This is a genomic window from Chitinimonas naiadis (assembly GCF_054780835.1).
This window is the reverse complement of the sequence record NZ_BAAGVO010000002.1, coordinates 104078-119219: the sequence shown is the minus strand read 5'-3', so window position 1 is coordinate 119219 and position 15142 is coordinate 104078. Positions and strand designations below refer to the sequence as shown.

16 protein-coding genes are annotated in these 15142 nt (G+C 61.6%); 7 read left to right on the top strand and 9 right to left on the bottom strand.

The window, feature by feature from the left end; genetic code table 11:
• Nucleotides 1-14 precede the first annotated feature (14 nt).
• Nucleotides 15-1271, bottom strand: a complete 1257-nt coding sequence (locus ACYVHK_RS02835; RefSeq protein WP_460527386.1) for a sensor domain-containing phosphodiesterase — start codon at nucleotides 1269-1271, stop codon at nucleotides 15-17.
• A gap of 255 nt (nucleotides 1272-1526) precedes the next feature.
• A complete protein-coding gene (ybiB, locus tag ACYVHK_RS02830) occupies nucleotides 1527-2516 on the bottom strand; it encodes a DNA-binding protein YbiB (protein ID WP_460527384.1) in 990 nt (329 codons plus the stop codon).
• 229 nt (nucleotides 2517-2745) lie between these two features.
• On the opposite strand from ybiB, the gene ACYVHK_RS02825 reads away from it, so the two are divergent.
• Both ACYVHK_RS02825 and ACYVHK_RS02820 read left to right on the top strand, forming a co-directional pair.
• Nucleotides 2746-3540: a TatD family hydrolase gene (locus ACYVHK_RS02825; protein WP_460527382.1), complete on the top strand. Its 795-nt coding sequence runs from the start codon at nucleotides 2746-2748 to the stop codon at nucleotides 3538-3540.
• Complete coding sequence (locus ACYVHK_RS02820) at nucleotides 3537-4319, top strand: substrate-binding periplasmic protein (protein ID WP_460527380.1); 783 nt, start codon at nucleotides 3537-3539, stop codon at nucleotides 4317-4319. The genes ACYVHK_RS02825 and ACYVHK_RS02820 overlap by 4 nt, the downstream gene beginning before the upstream one ends.
• Here the strand turns inward: ACYVHK_RS02820 and ACYVHK_RS02815 are convergent.
• The 5 genes from ACYVHK_RS02815 to gpmI form a co-directional block, all read right to left on the bottom strand.
• Nucleotides 4301-5074: a HesA/MoeB/ThiF family protein gene (locus tag ACYVHK_RS02815; RefSeq protein ID WP_460527378.1), complete on the bottom strand. Its 774-nt coding sequence runs from the start codon at nucleotides 5072-5074 to the stop codon at nucleotides 4301-4303. The genes ACYVHK_RS02820 and ACYVHK_RS02815 overlap by 19 nt on opposite strands.
• Nucleotides 5075-5156: 82 nt before the next feature.
• The gene (locus ACYVHK_RS02810; RefSeq protein WP_460527376.1) at nucleotides 5157-5663 is read right to left on the bottom strand and encodes a GAF domain-containing protein; all 507 of its coding nucleotides are present in this window, start codon (nucleotides 5661-5663) and stop codon (nucleotides 5157-5159) included.
• A gap of 104 nt (nucleotides 5664-5767) precedes the next feature.
• Nucleotides 5768-7231, bottom strand: a complete 1464-nt coding sequence (locus ACYVHK_RS02805; RefSeq protein ID WP_460527374.1) for a S41 family peptidase — start codon at nucleotides 7229-7231, stop codon at nucleotides 5768-5770.
• An 81-nt stretch (nucleotides 7232-7312) separates the two neighbouring features.
• Nucleotides 7313-8623, bottom strand: a complete 1311-nt coding sequence (locus ACYVHK_RS02800) for a murein hydrolase activator EnvC family protein (protein WP_460527372.1) — start codon at nucleotides 8621-8623, stop codon at nucleotides 7313-7315.
• On the bottom strand, nucleotides 8620-10164 hold the full coding sequence (gene gpmI / locus ACYVHK_RS02795) for a 2,3-bisphosphoglycerate-independent phosphoglycerate mutase (protein WP_460528341.1): 1545 nt from the start codon (nucleotides 10162-10164) through the stop codon (nucleotides 8620-8622). The genes ACYVHK_RS02800 and gpmI overlap by 4 nt, the downstream gene beginning before the upstream one ends.
• A 134-nt stretch (nucleotides 10165-10298) precedes the next feature.
• Here gpmI and ACYVHK_RS02790 point away from each other — a divergent pair, with 134 nt between their 5' ends.
• Nucleotides 10299-10607 carry an ArsR/SmtB family transcription factor gene (locus tag ACYVHK_RS02790; protein ID WP_331986854.1) on the top strand — a complete coding sequence of 103 codons (309 nt, stop codon included), beginning with the start codon at nucleotides 10299-10301 and terminating at the stop codon, nucleotides 10605-10607.
• A gap of 67 nt (nucleotides 10608-10674) precedes the next feature.
• Nucleotides 10675-11580 carry a hydroxymethylglutaryl-CoA lyase gene (locus ACYVHK_RS02785; protein ID WP_460527370.1) on the top strand — a complete coding sequence of 302 codons (906 nt, stop codon included), beginning with the start codon at nucleotides 10675-10677 and terminating at the stop codon, nucleotides 11578-11580.
• Here ACYVHK_RS02785 and ACYVHK_RS02780 read toward each other — a convergent pair.
• Nucleotides 11577-11744, bottom strand: a complete 168-nt coding sequence (locus ACYVHK_RS02780) for a hypothetical protein (protein WP_460527367.1) — start codon at nucleotides 11742-11744, stop codon at nucleotides 11577-11579. The two genes, ACYVHK_RS02785 and ACYVHK_RS02780, sit on opposite strands and share 4 nt — an antisense overlap.
• A gap of 131 nt (nucleotides 11745-11875) precedes the next feature.
• A complete protein-coding gene (thpR, locus tag ACYVHK_RS02775) occupies nucleotides 11876-12388 on the bottom strand; it encodes a 2'-5' RNA ligase family protein (RefSeq protein ID WP_460527365.1) in 513 nt (170 codons plus the stop codon).
• 248 nt (nucleotides 12389-12636) lie between these two features.
• On the opposite strand from thpR, the gene rlmD reads away from it, so the two are divergent.
• The 3 genes from rlmD (at nucleotide 12637) to ACYVHK_RS02760 (ending at nucleotide 15134) form a co-directional block, all read left to right on the top strand.
• On the top strand, nucleotides 12637-13956 hold the full coding sequence (gene rlmD, locus ACYVHK_RS02770) for a 23S rRNA (uracil(1939)-C(5))-methyltransferase RlmD (RefSeq protein WP_460527363.1): 1320 nt from the start codon (nucleotides 12637-12639) through the stop codon (nucleotides 13954-13956).
• Nucleotides 13957-14008: 52 nt separating this feature from the next.
• Nucleotides 14009-14503, top strand: a complete 495-nt coding sequence (locus tag ACYVHK_RS02765; protein ID WP_460527361.1) for a nuclear transport factor 2 family protein — start codon at nucleotides 14009-14011, stop codon at nucleotides 14501-14503.
• Between the two features lie 151 nt (nucleotides 14504-14654).
• Nucleotides 14655-15134 (top strand): hypothetical protein, encoded by a 480-nt coding sequence (locus tag ACYVHK_RS02760; RefSeq protein WP_460527359.1) that lies wholly within the window; start codon nucleotides 14655-14657, stop codon nucleotides 15132-15134.
• Nucleotides 15135-15142: the final 8 nt, after the last annotated feature.

The window sequence follows — 15142 nt, the reverse complement described above, 5'->3', positions numbered from 1 at the left end:
GGGCGCAGAGCGGCCTAATGCAGTTGCCGGGAGTTCGCCGCCAGCAGGCGAACCGCGTCTGGCAGGGTCTGGGGTCGACTCAGGTAGTAGCCCTGTGCCTTGACGATGCCGAGCGAGCGCAATGACCGCAGCTCCGCCGCCGTCTCCACCCCTTCCGCCACGATGTCCGCCCCGGTCTTGCGCGCAAACTCGCTCAAGGCCGCCGCCAGCGCGTAGCGAGCCATATCGCTATCTATCTTGCGCGTCAGGCTCATGTCGAGCTTGATCAGGTCAGGCCGCATATTGAGGATATGGCTCATGCTGGAATACCCGGCACCGGCGTCGTCAATGGAGATCTTGACACCACGGGCTCGCAATGGCGCCAAGGCCTGCAGCAGGTCCTGGTAGTCCGGCACATGGGCGTGCTCGGTGATCTCCAGCACCAGTCGTTCTCCCGAGATCCCTTCCAGCATCTCGGTCAGCCTGCCGCTCAGTACGGTATCCGGCGAGCTGTTAATGGCGAGGTAGACGTCATCCGGCAACGCATCCAGGCCGGCCAGTGCCTTGCGGATCGCACTTAGTTCCAGCTCCACGCCCAGCCCTACCTGGGCCGCATCGGCAAACCACATGTCGGGGGTCCGCAGCGGACGTCCATCAAAACGCGACAGGCATTCCATACCGGAAATCTTGCCCGACTCCAGGCGATAGATAGGCTGGTAGACAATCGCCGGGCCGCCTTGGTTGATCGCTCCTTTCACATAGGCGAACTTCTCATCGGTCTGGCGCGTCAGCGCAAGTTCGGCATCGATCTGATAGGCCACCAGGTCAGCACAGATACGCATCATCTGCAGGTCCCTCTCATTCAGGCTGGGATCGGCCCCATAGCTGAAACAGCAAAAGGTCCCATAGAGACGCCCATCTCCTAGATGGATGGGTACGCTCAGATGGGCTCCGATAGGCAATTGGGTGGTCTCCGGCATCGCCATGGCCGCCGGTACCTGGCTGGTATCCGGGATCAGCTCGGGCAGCAGACCTTTCACGACCAACTGGCAATAGCCCTGGTCCAGCGATAATCGGTCGCCCGCATGGATGGGGCTACGATCTTGCGCATCGACATGGCGGAATATCCGGTCCTTCTCTTCGAACTCGCTCACAAAGGCGATATCCATCCCAAGATGGGTCCGTGCCGCGTGCAGTATGCGATTGACACCGGCGTTATTGCCGTCGACAAGACCACTGAGGCCGGGCACCAGCCCAGGCTGGGGCCGGTCCGGATCATGGGCCAGGTTCATGGGGCATCCTCCTTCACCTTGGCAGCACGTTCGCTGCGACAGCAGGCCAAGCGCATGAATGCTGCGTCTGTGCTGGCGCGGTCTCCCTCCTACCCGACTTGAGCCAGCTTGCCCTGCAAGAACATATACCTTGCTATAGCAAGCGACGCTCCAGTCGGCATCATCCAGATGGGGGATAGAGATCAGATATTTTCTTCAGCGAACGCCCGCGCCGGAAAAGGCGCAAGCTCCGGGCAATAACGGCTGCGCCCGCCCTCAGGCAGCGCGCAAGCGCTTCTGCGCCAGCATGCCCACTTCGACCGCGACGATGGCCTTGGCCTGGTTCATGTCGTCCACATAGCCAATGCCATACAGACAACAGGCCAGCTGGTTGAGTATCGGCGTCGGCAAGGGCACCTCACCGGCCAGAGCGGCTTCGATCCAGCGCGCGGTTGCCGCCGCGTCCAGACCCGCAGGCAAGGAGGCAGGCAGCGCAAAGGAACTGTTCTCGGCCCGGAACAGCACCTGCTGCTCACCGTCGCACAACAGGTCGATCTCCGGCCGATGGCTGGGGTGTGCGAACGGTTCGCCCTCGGTTCCCATCAGCACCAGGGCACGACGACGGCGTGTCAGGCAGACCTGGCGGAAATGCTCCAGCCTGTCGGCATGGGTGGCACCGATTACGGTCAGGGAACGGGCATCGTCAAACGGCTGCAGCAATTTGGCCACCTGATGCCCCAGATGTCGTACCCCCAGCCGCGAGCGTAAGGCCAGCAAGGCGGCCAGACCAGGTGCCAGTGCGCCAACCGGTACAAAGGCCAGGCCATCACGCGCCAGCGCGTCTTCCGCCCGGCCAAGGCTGGCGACCGGCATCACACCCAGCTCGCGCAGCACATAGACGCTGGCCACGCGACCATGCCCGTCCAGCTCACCATGTATCAGTACCGGAATATCAAAGCGGCGCAGCAACAAGGCCAGCAGCGGCGTCAGATTGGGGACGTCACGGGCACCACCATAAGAGGGCAACACCACCACCGGCCGGTCACCGCTGGGTAAATGCATGGTACGGCTGGCGAGTGCCTCGGCCGCACCGTCGAGTTCAGCCGCATGCTCGCCCTTCTGTCGCATGGCCATCAGCAGGGCACCGAGCTCCAGATCAGGGATGCCGCCATCGAGCATGGCGGCAAACAACTGGCGGGTCTCGTCCTGGCTCAGATGGCGCGGTTCGCTTGTGGCGATGGCCTTCAGCAGCCGTGTATAACTCATGCCGGGTCTCCTTGGTGTGGATGGCTGCTGGTAGCCAGCAACGCCCGTGCCAAGCAAAATCCGCCCTGACAGCCGGTAAACACGCACCAAGCAGCGCCGCCAAGGTGCGCCACCCTGTCCGGATGCACCAGCGCAGCACATAAGAGCCAGCGAATCGACATAAATGCCGCACAAATCCTCAGTTCCCCTCCCCTCCCGGCGATGGCCTTGCTAAAGTCTCATCCTGCCCATGTTCATCGATACCCACTGCCACCTCGACGCGCCGGAATTCGATCACGACCGTGACGAGGTCGTCGTACGCGCTCGCGCCGCCGATGTAGGCATGCTGGTGGTGCCGGCCATTACCCTCGACACCATGCCCAAGACCCTGTCCATGCGCAGCCTGTACGGTTGTCCGGTGGCGCTTGGCCTGCACCCCATCTACGAACGCACCCATCGCGAGGCGCACATCCCTGCACTGCGGGAGCTGATCGAACGCGAAGCGCCGGTTGCCGTTGGCGAGATCGGCCTGGATTTCTTCATGGAAGGCCTGGACGCCAACCGGCAGACCGAGCTGTTTGCCGCGCAACTCAAGCTGGCACGCGATTTCGATCTGCCGGTACTGCTGCATGTCCGCAAGTCCCAGGATCAGGTACTGAAGCAGCTGCGGCGCTTTGGCATACGCCGCGGCATCGCCCATGCTTTCAACGGCAGCCCGCAACAGGCACAGGCTTATGTCGACCAGGGCATGAAGCTGGGCTTTGGCGGCAACCTCACCTTCGAGCGGGCGCTGAATATCCGCCGCCTGGCGGCCGACCTGCCGCTGGAGGCGCTGGTACTGGAAACCGATGCACCGGATATTTCGCCGGAGTGGGCCTACCAGCAGCGCAACGAACCCGCCTACCTCGCCAGAATCGCCACGATACTCGCCGAATTGCGCCAGACCGACATCGCCACCATCCAGGCGGCAACCAGCCGTAATGCACGGGAAGTACTTGCGCTCGACCAGACAGTCGTCGCAGCAAACCCGAAGAGGCAGGCATGAGCACGCTACGCCAGATGATGCTGCTAGGTTTGCTGCTGGGTGCGATCCCCTGCTGGGCCACCCAGACAAGCTGGCGGCTTTGCCATGAGGACAACGAAGCCTACCCGTGGGTGCTCAAGGACAAGGAAGGTCTTTACCCCGTCATGGCGAGGCTGGCAGCCAAACGCAGCGACAGCCATATCGAGCTGGTCGCCATGCCTTGGAAGCGCTGTTTTGCGGAAATGAAGGCCGGTCAGATCGATGGCGTGCTGGGAGCGGGCTTTCTGCCGGAACGTTGCAAGATGGGTGTCTACCCGGGAGAGGCCTGCAAGCCGGACCCGGCGCTGCGGCTCTATATTGACCGTTACATGCTGTACCGGAACAAGCAATCGACCCTGCTCTGGGACGGTTTAAACCTGAAGAACTACCGCAAGCCTATCGCAGTCCAGCCAGGTTTTGTCGTCTCGCGCCTGTTGCGGCAATCCGGCGTGGCCACTGACGAAAGCGACAAGTCGCCGTACCAGATACTGCGCAAGGTCTCTGCCGGCATGGTCGACGGTGCCCTGCTGCAGGCACCTTCGGCCGATCCCTTACTGCTGCAGGTGGCGGAATTTGGCTCGACCATCCAGCGGCACCCCATCCCCTTCCGGGTCTACCCCACCTGGCTGATCATCTCCCACCAGCGCTATGAATCGGACACTGCACAAGTCAAAGCCCTATGGCAAACCTTCGTCCAGGTGCGAGATAGCGCAGAATACCAAGCCGCCAAGCACGCCCTGGGCTACAGCGAACCGGACTGAGCGCAGACCGGGCAGTGCGGATCGCGCTTGAAACGCAAGGTCCGCCAGTCGTGCGTACGCAGATCCAGGCTTACCAGCTTGCCCAACGGCGCGGGCATGCCGATCAGCAGCTTGATCGCCTCGGCTGCCTGCATGGCACCGATGATCCCGACCAGTGGCGCCAACACACCGAACGTGGCACAGGGTCCGTCGCTGGCATCGCCGTCCTCGGCGAACAGGCAACGGTAGCAGGGACTATCCGGCTCGCGCGGATCAAACACTGCGAACTGCCCATCGAAACGAACCGCAGCGCCAGACACCAGCGGCTTGCCCGCCGCCACGCAGGCACGGTTAACCGCATGGCGGGTGGGGAAGTTGTCGGAACAATCGAGCACCACATCGGCCTGCGCGACGGCTGCCTGCAGGGCGTCCCCCTCCAGTCGCTCAGCCAGCGCTTCCACCACAACCAGTGAGTTGATGCTCGCCAGGGTCCGCCGGGCGGAATCCACCTTGGACAGCCCCAGGCTATCCTGCCGGTGCACGATCTGCCGTTGCAGATTGGTCAGCTCGACCGTGTCGGCGTCCGCCAGCAGTAGCCGGCCAACCCCGGCCGACGCGAGGTAGAGCGCAGCCGGTGAACCCAAGCCCCCCAGGCCGACGATCAGCACGGTCGCCGCCGCCAGCTTGCGCTGGCCTTCAATGCCTACTTCATCGAGCAGGATATGGCGGCTGTAACGCAGCAGTTCATCGTCGGAAAAATCGGCTGGCTGGGACATGGCGGCTCATCACGCAAAAGAAAACGCCGTCCGGTGAAAAATCCGGCACGGCGTTGCATGATACCGCGTTGAGGGAAGGCGTTCAGCCACCGAAGCGCTTAAGCGCGAGGCCGACCATGGCCGCCACCTGCTGCAGGTACTGGATGTCGGCCTGGCTCCATTCCTTGATATCGGCGGTCTGCTCGCAGCAGACCAACCCTACCTGAACGTCGTTGACCGTGATACCCACATCCAGCAGCGAATAGATATTCAGTGGCTCGAAATACACCTCATTGAAGCAACTGGTCGCGGGATGCTGCCGGGCATCGCTGGCAATGATCTGATGCTGGTCGCGCATCGCCTCGAAATAATCGGGGAAGTCGTCCTCGCTCAGCGCCATGCCACTGCTCCACTGGCTGTCGCTCGCGTCGTACAGGCTCTCGCATACCACGCTGTCCTTTAGATCGCCGCCATAGAACCAGAAGCTACCACGGCTGGTACCCAGCTCCTGTACCACCACACGCGCCAACATCTGGAAGAACTTGGCGCGGTCCAGCTTGCCTTCTCCCACCATGGTGAACAGGTTCTTCAGCAGATTGGTATCGTGCACGGTCGTCTCCCCACGGCCTGATATGAAAACGTTATAGCTCGTGTTACCACAAAAAGAGAGGCCCACCGATGGTGGGCCTCTCCAGATTACTGAATGACGGGCGTCTACTGCGCCTTGGCGGTCGTCGTCCGGCTCACCACCTGCTGCACCTTCAGCACATTGAGCGCCTGCTGCAACTGGTAATCTTTCTTCAGGGAAATCTCGCCCGGCCGCAGCGGCTGCTCTTCATCGCCGCCGTCCTTGCCATCCTTGGTCTTGGACTTGGCCTTGCTCTTGTCGGCCTTGCTGGTGTCCAGCTTGGCTTCCGGCTCGCCTTGCTTGCCGTCCGGCTTGGCATCGACCTTGGTCTCGCCACCTTGCGGGTTGCTCAGATGGTGTTCCAGATCGGCTTCGCGGACGCGGAAGGCCGAGCTCTCGATGCCATTCAGGGTAGCCTCTTCGACCTCGATATCCGGGGTGATGCCCTTGGCCTGGATCGAACGACCGTTCGGCGTAAAGTAGCGCGCCGTGGTCAGCTTGATCGCGGAATCCTTGCTCACCGGCAGGATGGTCTGGACCGAGCCCTTGCCGAAGGTCTGGGTACCCACCAGCACGGCACGCTTGTGATCCTGCAGCGCGCCCGCGACGATTTCCGATGCCGAGGCGGAACCGGCATTCACCAGCACAACCAGCGGTACTGACTTGATTTCCTTCGGCAGCGCCTTGACGGCACCGGCGTAGAAATCGCTGCTGGCGTTGAACTTCTGCTTGGCATCGGCCGCGCGGCCTTCGGTGTAGACCACCAGCGCGTCATCCGGCAGGAACAGCGAAGACACGCCAACGGCACCATTCAGCACACCACCCGGATCATTGCGCAGATCCAGGATAAGGCCCTTCAAGGGTGCCTTGTTTTCCTTGTAGAGCACATCCAGCGCCTTGGCCAGATCTTCGGTCGAGCGTTCCTGGAACTGGGTCAGGCGGGCATAGCCATAGCCACTTTCCAACATCTTGGCCTTGACGCTCTGCACCTTGATGATGGCGCGCGTCAGGGTAAGAACCAGTGGCTTGGTCTCGCCCTTGCGCAACAAGGTCAGCGATACCGTGGTATTGGGCTTACCGCGCATCTTGCTTACGGCATCGTTCAGCGACATGCCGCGAACCGGCACATCGTCGATCTTCATGATGTAGTCGCCCGCTTTCACGCCTGCCTTGGAGGCCGGCGTGTCTTCGATCGGCGAGATCACCCGCACCAGGCCATCCTCGGCGTTCACCTCAAGACCCAAGCCGCCGAACTCGCCGGTCGTGCTGGTCTTCAGGTCCTTGAAGGCTTCGGGATCAAGATAGGCCGAATGCGGATCCAGCCCGGTCAACATGCCGTTGATGGCCTCGTTGATCAGCTTCTTGTCCTCAACCGGCTCGACGTAGTCCTGCTTGATCCGGGCGTACACCTCGGTAAAGGCACGCAACTCATTGATCGGCAACGGGCTGGGCTTGTCCTTGTCAGCCAGCGCACTGGCGCCCGCCGTCAACAACACCCCCATGCCGGTGCCAACCAAGAGCCAACTGATCTTCTGCACTTTCGCTTGCATTGCTGTCCTTTTGCTTCCGTCGAGGCTCGCCTGGCAGCGACCGCTGCCTGCCGCAGTAACGGAACCTGTTGCTCACTGCACTTACCGTGCCCACACCAGCGGGTCGACCGGCTTACCGAGATGCCTTAGTTCGAAGTATATGCCCGTTTGCTCATTGCCACCGCTATTGCCGCTAGTCGCAACATCTTCTCCTGCCTTGACCGTGTCGCCGACCTGCTTCATCAACGATTCCGCGGCCGAATAGAGGCTCATATAGCCGCTACCATGATCCACAATCAACATATTGCCAAAGCCGCGCAGCCAATCGGCAAACACCACCCGACCGCTGGCAACCGCCTTGACGGCCTGGCCTTGCTGGGTGCGGATGAACACACCCTTCCAGACCGTTCCCTCGCTACGGGCGCTACCGAACTTGCCCACCACATCGCCGCGCACCGGCAGGCGTAGCTGGCCTTTCAATTCTGCAAACTTGCGCCCGTCCACGCTACTGTCCGGCACGCTGTTGTTCTGTTTGACCGATGCTTCAGGCCGGAGGATGGGCTCCGTCTTGCTAACCGGCTCCTTGCGACCCTGCTGCTTTGCTTCCTTCGCCTCCTTCGCCTCCCGCGCCGCTTCACGCGCCTCGGCCAGCTTCTGCGCCTTCTCCTTGCGATCCCGCTCGCGCGCTTCCTTCAACTCACGCTCACGGATCATCCGCGCCAGCTTCTCAACCAGGTTGGTCAGCCGTTTCTCGTCGCGCTGCAGCTTGCCGATCTCCTTGCGCTGCTCACCAATCTCGGACGCGATCTTGGACAGCACCTGCTGCTTGGCAGCCTGCTCGGCTCGCAACTTGTCCCGCTGCTGCTTGCGTTCTGCGGCAATGCGCTCAAGTTCGGCATGCTTCTGCGCTATGACTTCAGCCAACTCGTTTAGTTTTCCCAACTGCAGGGTCAGCTCACCCGACAACTTGTGCTGGGCTTCTGCGATGTAGCGGTAATAGCGCAGATCGCGCGACAGACGGTTGGGGTCCTGCCGGTTCAGCAGGAGGCGAAGGGCCTCATGCTCGCCGTTGCGCTGGCGCGCACGGATCAAATCAGCCAACCGCTTGCGATTGGCGTCGAGATTGCTGCGAGTCCGGTCGATCTCCTGCCTGACCCGCGCCATCTCGGCCTGCGATATCTGCTGCTGCCGGTTCAGCATGGCCACCGCACTGTTGGCCTCGCTGATCGCCTGTTCGGACGATTTAAGCGCATCGGCCGCTTCGCTACGGTTCGCCTCGTTCGCCTGCAGCTCCTGCTTGAGCGAATCGATCTTTTCCCGCAGCTCCTTGAGATCGCTCTCCGGCTCGGCAGCCGCCAGCACGCTGACCGCCAGGCCCGCAGCCAGCAAAAGGGGAAGCAGGCGCCCTGTCACGCGAATCGGATCAGCGAGTGGCCGGTCATGTCAGCCGGTTGGGATAGGCCCATCATGGCCAGCAACGACGGCGCCACATCCTGCAGCGAACCCTCGCCGGCCGCGGCCACCGTGGCCTTGCGGCCGATATAGAGGAAAGGCACCTGATCGGTGGTGTGCTGCGTATGCGGCTGGCGGGAGCCACCATCCCACATCATTTCGCAATTGCCGTGGTCGGCGATCACCAGCACTTCGCCGCCAATCGCCTGCATGGCGGCCACGCAGCGAGCCACGCAGCCATCCAGGGCCTCGACGGCCTTGACGGCGGCATCAAAATTGCCGGTATGACCCACCATGTCGCCGTTGGCGTAGTTGCAGATGATGGCGTCGTACTTACGGCTGGCAACGGCCTCGACAATCTGGTTGGTCACTTCGTCCGCACTCATCTCCGGCTTGAGGTCATAGGTCGCCACCTTGGGTGACGGCACCAGGATGCGATCCTCCCCAGCGAACTCCTTCTCCTCGCCACCAGAGAAGAAATAGGTCACGTGCGGATACTTCTCGGTCTCGGCGATGCGCAGTTGCTTCAGGCCCAGGCCGGCAATGTACTCACCAAAACTGTTCTGCACCTTGGGCTTGGTATACGCCACCGGGTAGGGATAGGTCTCGGCGTAGCTGGTCAGCGTGACATAGCTGGCAAGCCGGGGACGCCGCGCTCGGACAAAGCCGTCAAAACCGTCTTCATTGATCGCCACGCTGATCTCGCGCGCACGGTCAGCCCGAAAATTCATGAACACGACCACGTCGCCGTCTTCCATGCGGGTGACCTTGCCGTCGGGCCGAACGGCCGTGGCAAGGATAAATTCATCATTTTCACCACGTTCGTAGCCGGCAAGCAGGGCCGCTTGGGCTGTTTCGGTGACAAAGTCGGCCTCGCCATCAACGACCACGCGGTAGGCCGGCTCAACCCGCTCCCAGCGCTTGTCCCTGTCCATCACATAGTAACGACCCACGACCGAGACGATACGGGCGCCCGGACAAGCATCGCAAACGGCCTGCAGCTTGGCCAGATAGCGCTCGGCGCTACGCGGCGGCGTGTCGCGGCCATCCAGGAAAGCATGCACCGCAATGCTGGCAACACCCGCCTTGTGCGCATCCTGGATCAATGCATGGATATGGTTTTCGTGGCTGTGTACGCCACCATCGGACACCAGGCCCATCACATGCAAGGTCTTGCCGCTGTCGCGCGCGGTCGCGATCGCCTGCGCCAGCACGGTGTTTTTCCCCAAGGTACCGTCCGCTACGTCACAATCCACACGGCTGATGTCTTGCTGCAACACTCGGCCCGCACCAATATTGAGATGCCCGACCTCCGAATTACCAAACTGGCCATCCGGCAAACCAACGAAATGTTCGGAAGCATTGATGGTCGTATAAGGGTATTGTTGGGTCAGTTTGTCCCAATTAGGCTTGTTGGCATGCAGGATGGCGTTATCGTCACCTTCAAGTCGGTGACCGAAACCATCTAGGATAAGTAGCAGGACTGGAGTGACGGTAGGCATGGGCATCAGGGTATCAGATTGAAATCAAGTCCATTTTACCGCGTACCGGGCGGTTGCGCGGCTACAGGGTGACGTTTACCATTCCGGCATTCTGCGACTTATATACCAACCGAATAAAAAACCAAAAGCATGCTATGGCCTACCATTTGATTGAGGACGACGAACAAATCGAGCAGGCTTCCCGCGCAATGAAAGCGATGTCTCATCCCTTGCGCCTGAAGATACTCTGCGTGCTCGGGGGAGATGAAGTCAGCGTTCAGGATATCGTTGACGCGGTCGGCACCTCGCAAAGCAACATTTCTCAACACTTGGCCATCATGCGCGAGAAGGGTGTGTTGCGTACCCGCAAGGATGCGAACCGGGTCTACTACCGGGTCGGCGACCCGCGCACACTGGAAGTCGTCAGCATGATGCGTGACGTTTTCTGCGGCTTCGCCAAGTAAGCAACAACCAACAGAAAAAATACAAAGGGCCGCACTCGCGGCCCTTGTGCATTACGGAGACAGCACCATGGCATTGCCCAAGCACGTCAAGATCGTCGAAGTCGGTCCCCGTGACGGACTGCAGAACGAGAAAATCCCGGTCTCGACCGAAACCAAGCTCTCCTTCATAGAACAGCTGGCCGACGCCGGCCTGGGCGTGATCGAGGCTACCGCCTTCGTGTCCCCCAAGTGGGTACCGCAGATGGCCGACCATGCCGAGCTGATGCGGTCGCTGCAACGCCGCCCCGGCGTGCGCTACCCGGTACTGGTGCCGAACATGCAAGGCTATGAGGCGGCCCGCGCCGCCGGCGCCGACGAAATCGCGGTGTTCGCCGCAGCCTCCGAGGCGTTCTCGCAGAAAAACATCAATTGCTCGATCGCCGAGAGCCTGGAGCGCTTCCAGCCCGTGCTGGCTGCCGCCAAGCGGGATGGCGTTGCCGTACGCGGCTACGTCTCCTGCGTGCTGGGCTGCCCGTACCAGGGTGAAGTCCCGCTGGCCGATGTGGTCCGGGTCGCCAAGGCGCTCTACGACATGGGCTGCTATGAGGTTTCGCTGGGCGACACCATCGGCGTCGGCACCCCGGTCAAGGCGCGCGCAATGATAGAGGCGGTCGCCGCGGCGGTGCCGCTGCAACATCTGGCAGCGCACTTTCACGATACCTGGGGCCAGGCACTGGCCAATCTGTATGCGGTAATGGAAATCGGGGTGGCGACGATAGACAGTTCGACCGCCGGGCTCGGCGGTTGCCCCTACGCCAAAGGCGCCAGTGGCAATGTCGCAACGGAAGACGTGGTGTATATGCTGGATGGCCTCGGTATAGAGACCGGGGTAAATCTGGAGAAACTCGCCGCAGCCGGCCGTTTCATCAACGGCCAGTTGGGCAAGACGCCCGCTTCGAAAGCGGCGGTGGCGTTGGCGGCGAAGGCGGCCTAGCGACGCTGGGTGCGGCGCTCGGTGTCGAGCGCCTCATCCACGGTCAGCAACTGCAGCTGTACTTCCCGGTGCTGCGTGCTGTGTGCCGGCGCTGCCACTTTCTGCGCCTGCCGCGGTTCGGCGACATCCTGCTGGCCAGAGGCCATATCAAAGACGGTGATCATCTTGCATCCCTTCTGCGCCCATGGCGCACGCTGATCAATCGGCCTTCACTCCGAATATCGGCACAATCACCGCAAAGTTCAATAGTAATACTGCCGGAAAAGACAAAACGTCGGCTGCACGCGACAACCGGTCACGGAAACCGGGCCAACACGCGGTAAGGCGCGCCCGCTTCGAAGGGATGGGATTCGACCAGGCAATACCCCTCCAGCGGCCAGATGATGGGCTCGACGGCAGGCAACACCGCAGTGCCACTCGCCCGTCGCAGCAGGGTGACATGGGGCCGGAAGGCCTTGCGGTCATAGTCAACGCCCGCCTCATCGAGCGCCCGACGTATATCTGCCGCCAGCTGCAGCAGAAAAGCCGGCGCGTCCTGCAAGCCCAGCCAGGCGATGCCGGGCTGCCAGAAGCCGGTCTGATCCAGCCGCAGCACACCAGCCGGCATCTGCACCTTGGCCAGCGCCGCCAACAAGGCCGGCCGTTGGTCGGCTGGTACATCGCCGAGAAAGGCCAGGGTCAGGTGCAGCTTGGCGGTCAGCGTGCGGCGTCCACCACAGACCATCATCAGTTCGGCACTGGCCGCATGCAAGGCCTTACGCACCGCCTCGTTGGGCCACAAGGCCAGGAACAATCGGCTTTCAGACACGGTTTCCTCCCGGGTAGGCTGTCGCTCAAACGACAGACGGTATGACAATGACTTGAAATCAGCATACCCGCCGCTATAACAAGAAACAGTCATCAACGACACTCTCTCCCTCGAAGGCGGCAACAACCGCCTGACTTAAAGGCCGATGCCCAGATCGCATCGGCCTCATTTTTTCGAAAATCGCATTTTTCCTCGTAGTCTCAATCGCTTATAATCGTCGGCTTTCTCCGCAAATCGTAGCCGCCGCCATGACAGAACCCCGCCGTAATCCCATTGCCACCATCGAATCACTGGATTACGAAGGCCATGGTGTCGCCCACGTGGACGGCAAGACCATCTTTATCGACGGCGCACTACCCTTCGAGCAGGTCGAATACTCCAGCTACCGCAAGAAACCCACCTTCGAGAACGCCCAGGCCGTCCGTATCCTCAAGGAAAGCTATATCCGCGCCAATCCGAAGTGTGTGCATTACGGTGTGTGTGGCGGCTGCTCCATGCAGCATGCCGAGGCCAGTGCACAGGTTGCCGCCAAGCAGCGCGTGCTCGAGGAAAACCTGGCCCGGATCGGCGAAGTCAAGCCACAAAGCATGCTGCCACCGATCTATGGCCCAACCTGGGGCTATCGCCACCGGGCGCGGATGTCGGCCCGCTTCGTGGCCAAGAAGGGCACGGTGCTGGTCGGCTTCCATGAGAAGCGCTCCAGCTTCATTGCCGACATGACCTCCTGCCAGATCCTGCCGAAAAAGATTTCGGATATGCTGGTCCCCCTGCGCGAACTGGTGATGCAGCTGTCGATCAAGGAGCGCATGCCGCAGATCGAGCTCGCGGTGGGTGAGCATGTGGACGTGCTGGTACTGCGCATCATGGACCCGATCAACGAGGCCGATGAAGCCATCCTGCGCGCGTTCGCCGATCAGTACCAGGTCCAGTTCTGGTTGCAACCCAAGGGACCGGACACCGCCTACCCCTTCTATCCGCTCGATGCTCCACAGCTTAGCTACAGCCTGCCCGAGTTCGGCATCGTCATGCCCTACAAACCCACCGAGTTCACCCAGGTGAACCCGCACATCAACCGCGTACTGGTAGGCCGCGCCATCCGCCTGCTGGACCCGCAGCCGGGCGAACGCATCGCCGACCTGTTCTGCGGCCTGGGCAACTTCACACTGCCTATCGCCCGCCTGGGCGCATCAGTGGTCGGTATCGAAGGCAGCCAGCAACTGGTGGAGCGTGCCATCGAGAATGCTGGCAAGAACGGACTGGCCGGGCAGACCTCGTTCAGCGTCGCCAACTTGTTCGAGATGACGGAAGAAATCATGGCAGGTCTCGGCCACTTCGACCGCATGCTGATCGATCCGCCGCGCGACGGCGCCATGGAGGTCTGCAAGTCCATCTCCGCCGAGAACGGCCCCAAGCGCATCGTGTACGTGAGCTGCAACCCCGCCACGCTGGCACGGGACGCCAACGTGCTGGTCAACGTCAAGGGCTACACCATGAAGACGGCCGGTGTGGTCAACATGTTCCCGCACACCGGTCACGTGGAATCGATGGCCTGGTTCGAGAAGGAATGATCTAGGCTGGAGCCTGGATCACGACTCCCGCCCCAAGCCGGCAGCCTGCACCATGACCCGACTGCTACCGCTCATCCTGCTGCTGATTGCACTTGCCTGCCGAGCGGCCACCGCCGCGCCGGTTGACAAGGAACCGAACGCAAGCGCCATCCGCCAGGCACGGCAGGCACTCAACCAGGCCTTGCAGGACCGGGATGTTGCCGTCATCGAACACTACTGGCTGGAAGACGTGCATACCACCGGTGGCAGCGGCAGCCTCTGGGTCGGCCGGGACATGAACGTTGCGGGCTTTCGCAAGATGTTTGCCGGCGCAACGTTCCTGTCCGGCCGGCGTAACCCGGAACGCATCGATGTCGCCCGCGGCGGCCCCAAGGAGGCAGCGGAGAGTGGCAGCTGGATCTGGAATGAGCGCGACGGGGACGACACCCTGCGCTATCAGGGGCGTTACCTGGTGATGTGGCAGAAGGTCGAGGGCGACTGGCGTATCCGCGCCGAGCTCTATGTCACCACCGATTGCAGCGGGGGCGCCGGCTGCCGGCTGCCCTGACCACCTCACTCGACGCGTCAGCCGGGCAAAAACAGGACAGAACTGCTAGAAAACAGTGTTCACCCTCAGCGGGTGATGATCGGGCCTGCCCGATGTCATAAGTTGCGGCGGGCAAGTCCGGACCGCACGGGTCTGTTATCTGGAGGAAACTATGGAAAAATCTGCCAGCAATGGCACTGCCAGCAGTCTGCCCGGCCTCGACACCTGGTTCAATGGTGTGAACCGCCTGCAATCACAGCTCTATCAACCTTTTGCCAGCCTCTTGAGCCAGCCCATCCTGCCCGGCTGGAGCTTTGGCAATATCACGGTCAACGAACAGAATTCGCGCTCACCTGCGACGGAACACGAGGTCGTCAGTCAATACAGCTACGGTCTGCAACTGGGGCGCCTGCTCGATGCCGTGAAAACCCTGATCGAGAACAACCCGCCCGCCAGGAATGCCGAAGGCAAGGCCGCCTATGCCGAGCTGCTGGCCCTTGACCAGGAGATCGACGCGATCAAGCAGCGTTCAGCAGGCCAGCGACTGCAACGACTGCGGCGTGATCTGAAGTCACTCAAGGAGCAGGACAGCGAGGAATACGACAAGCTGCTGATCGAGCTTGCCGCCGACCTCGCACAGCGCAACGGCTGATTTCAGCC

Coding starts and splice junctions, on each gene's coding strand:
- ACYVHK_RS02825 (WP_460527382.1), top strand. CDS start 2,746: ATGTTCATCGATACCCACTGCCACCTCGACGCGCCGGAATTCGATCAC.
- gpmI (WP_460528341.1), bottom strand. CDS start 10,164: ATGCCTACCGTCACTCCAGTCCTGCTACTTATCCTAGATGGTTTCGGT.
- ACYVHK_RS02815 (WP_460527378.1), bottom strand. CDS start 5,074: ATGTCCCAGCCAGCCGATTTTTCCGACGATGAACTGCTGCGTTACAGC.
- rlmD (WP_460527363.1), top strand. CDS start 12,637: ATGACAGAACCCCGCCGTAATCCCATTGCCACCATCGAATCACTGGAT.
- ACYVHK_RS02785 (WP_460527370.1), top strand. CDS start 10,675: ATGGCATTGCCCAAGCACGTCAAGATCGTCGAAGTCGGTCCCCGTGAC.
- ACYVHK_RS02760 (WP_460527359.1), top strand. CDS start 14,655: ATGGAAAAATCTGCCAGCAATGGCACTGCCAGCAGTCTGCCCGGCCTC.
- ACYVHK_RS02765 (WP_460527361.1), top strand. CDS start 14,009: ATGACCCGACTGCTACCGCTCATCCTGCTGCTGATTGCACTTGCCTGC.
- ACYVHK_RS02790 (WP_331986854.1), top strand. CDS start 10,299: ATGGCCTACCATTTGATTGAGGACGACGAACAAATCGAGCAGGCTTCC.
- ACYVHK_RS02780 (WP_460527367.1), bottom strand. CDS start 11,744: ATGATCACCGTCTTTGATATGGCCTCTGGCCAGCAGGATGTCGCCGAA.
- ACYVHK_RS02820 (WP_460527380.1), top strand. CDS start 3,537: ATGAGCACGCTACGCCAGATGATGCTGCTAGGTTTGCTGCTGGGTGCG.
- ybiB (WP_460527384.1), bottom strand. CDS start 2,516: ATGAGTTATACACGGCTGCTGAAGGCCATCGCCACAAGCGAACCGCGC.
- ACYVHK_RS02835 (WP_460527386.1), bottom strand. CDS start 1,271: ATGAACCTGGCCCATGATCCGGACCGGCCCCAGCCTGGGCTGGTGCCC.
- ACYVHK_RS02805 (WP_460527374.1), bottom strand. CDS start 7,231: ATGCAAGCGAAAGTGCAGAAGATCAGTTGGCTCTTGGTTGGCACCGGC.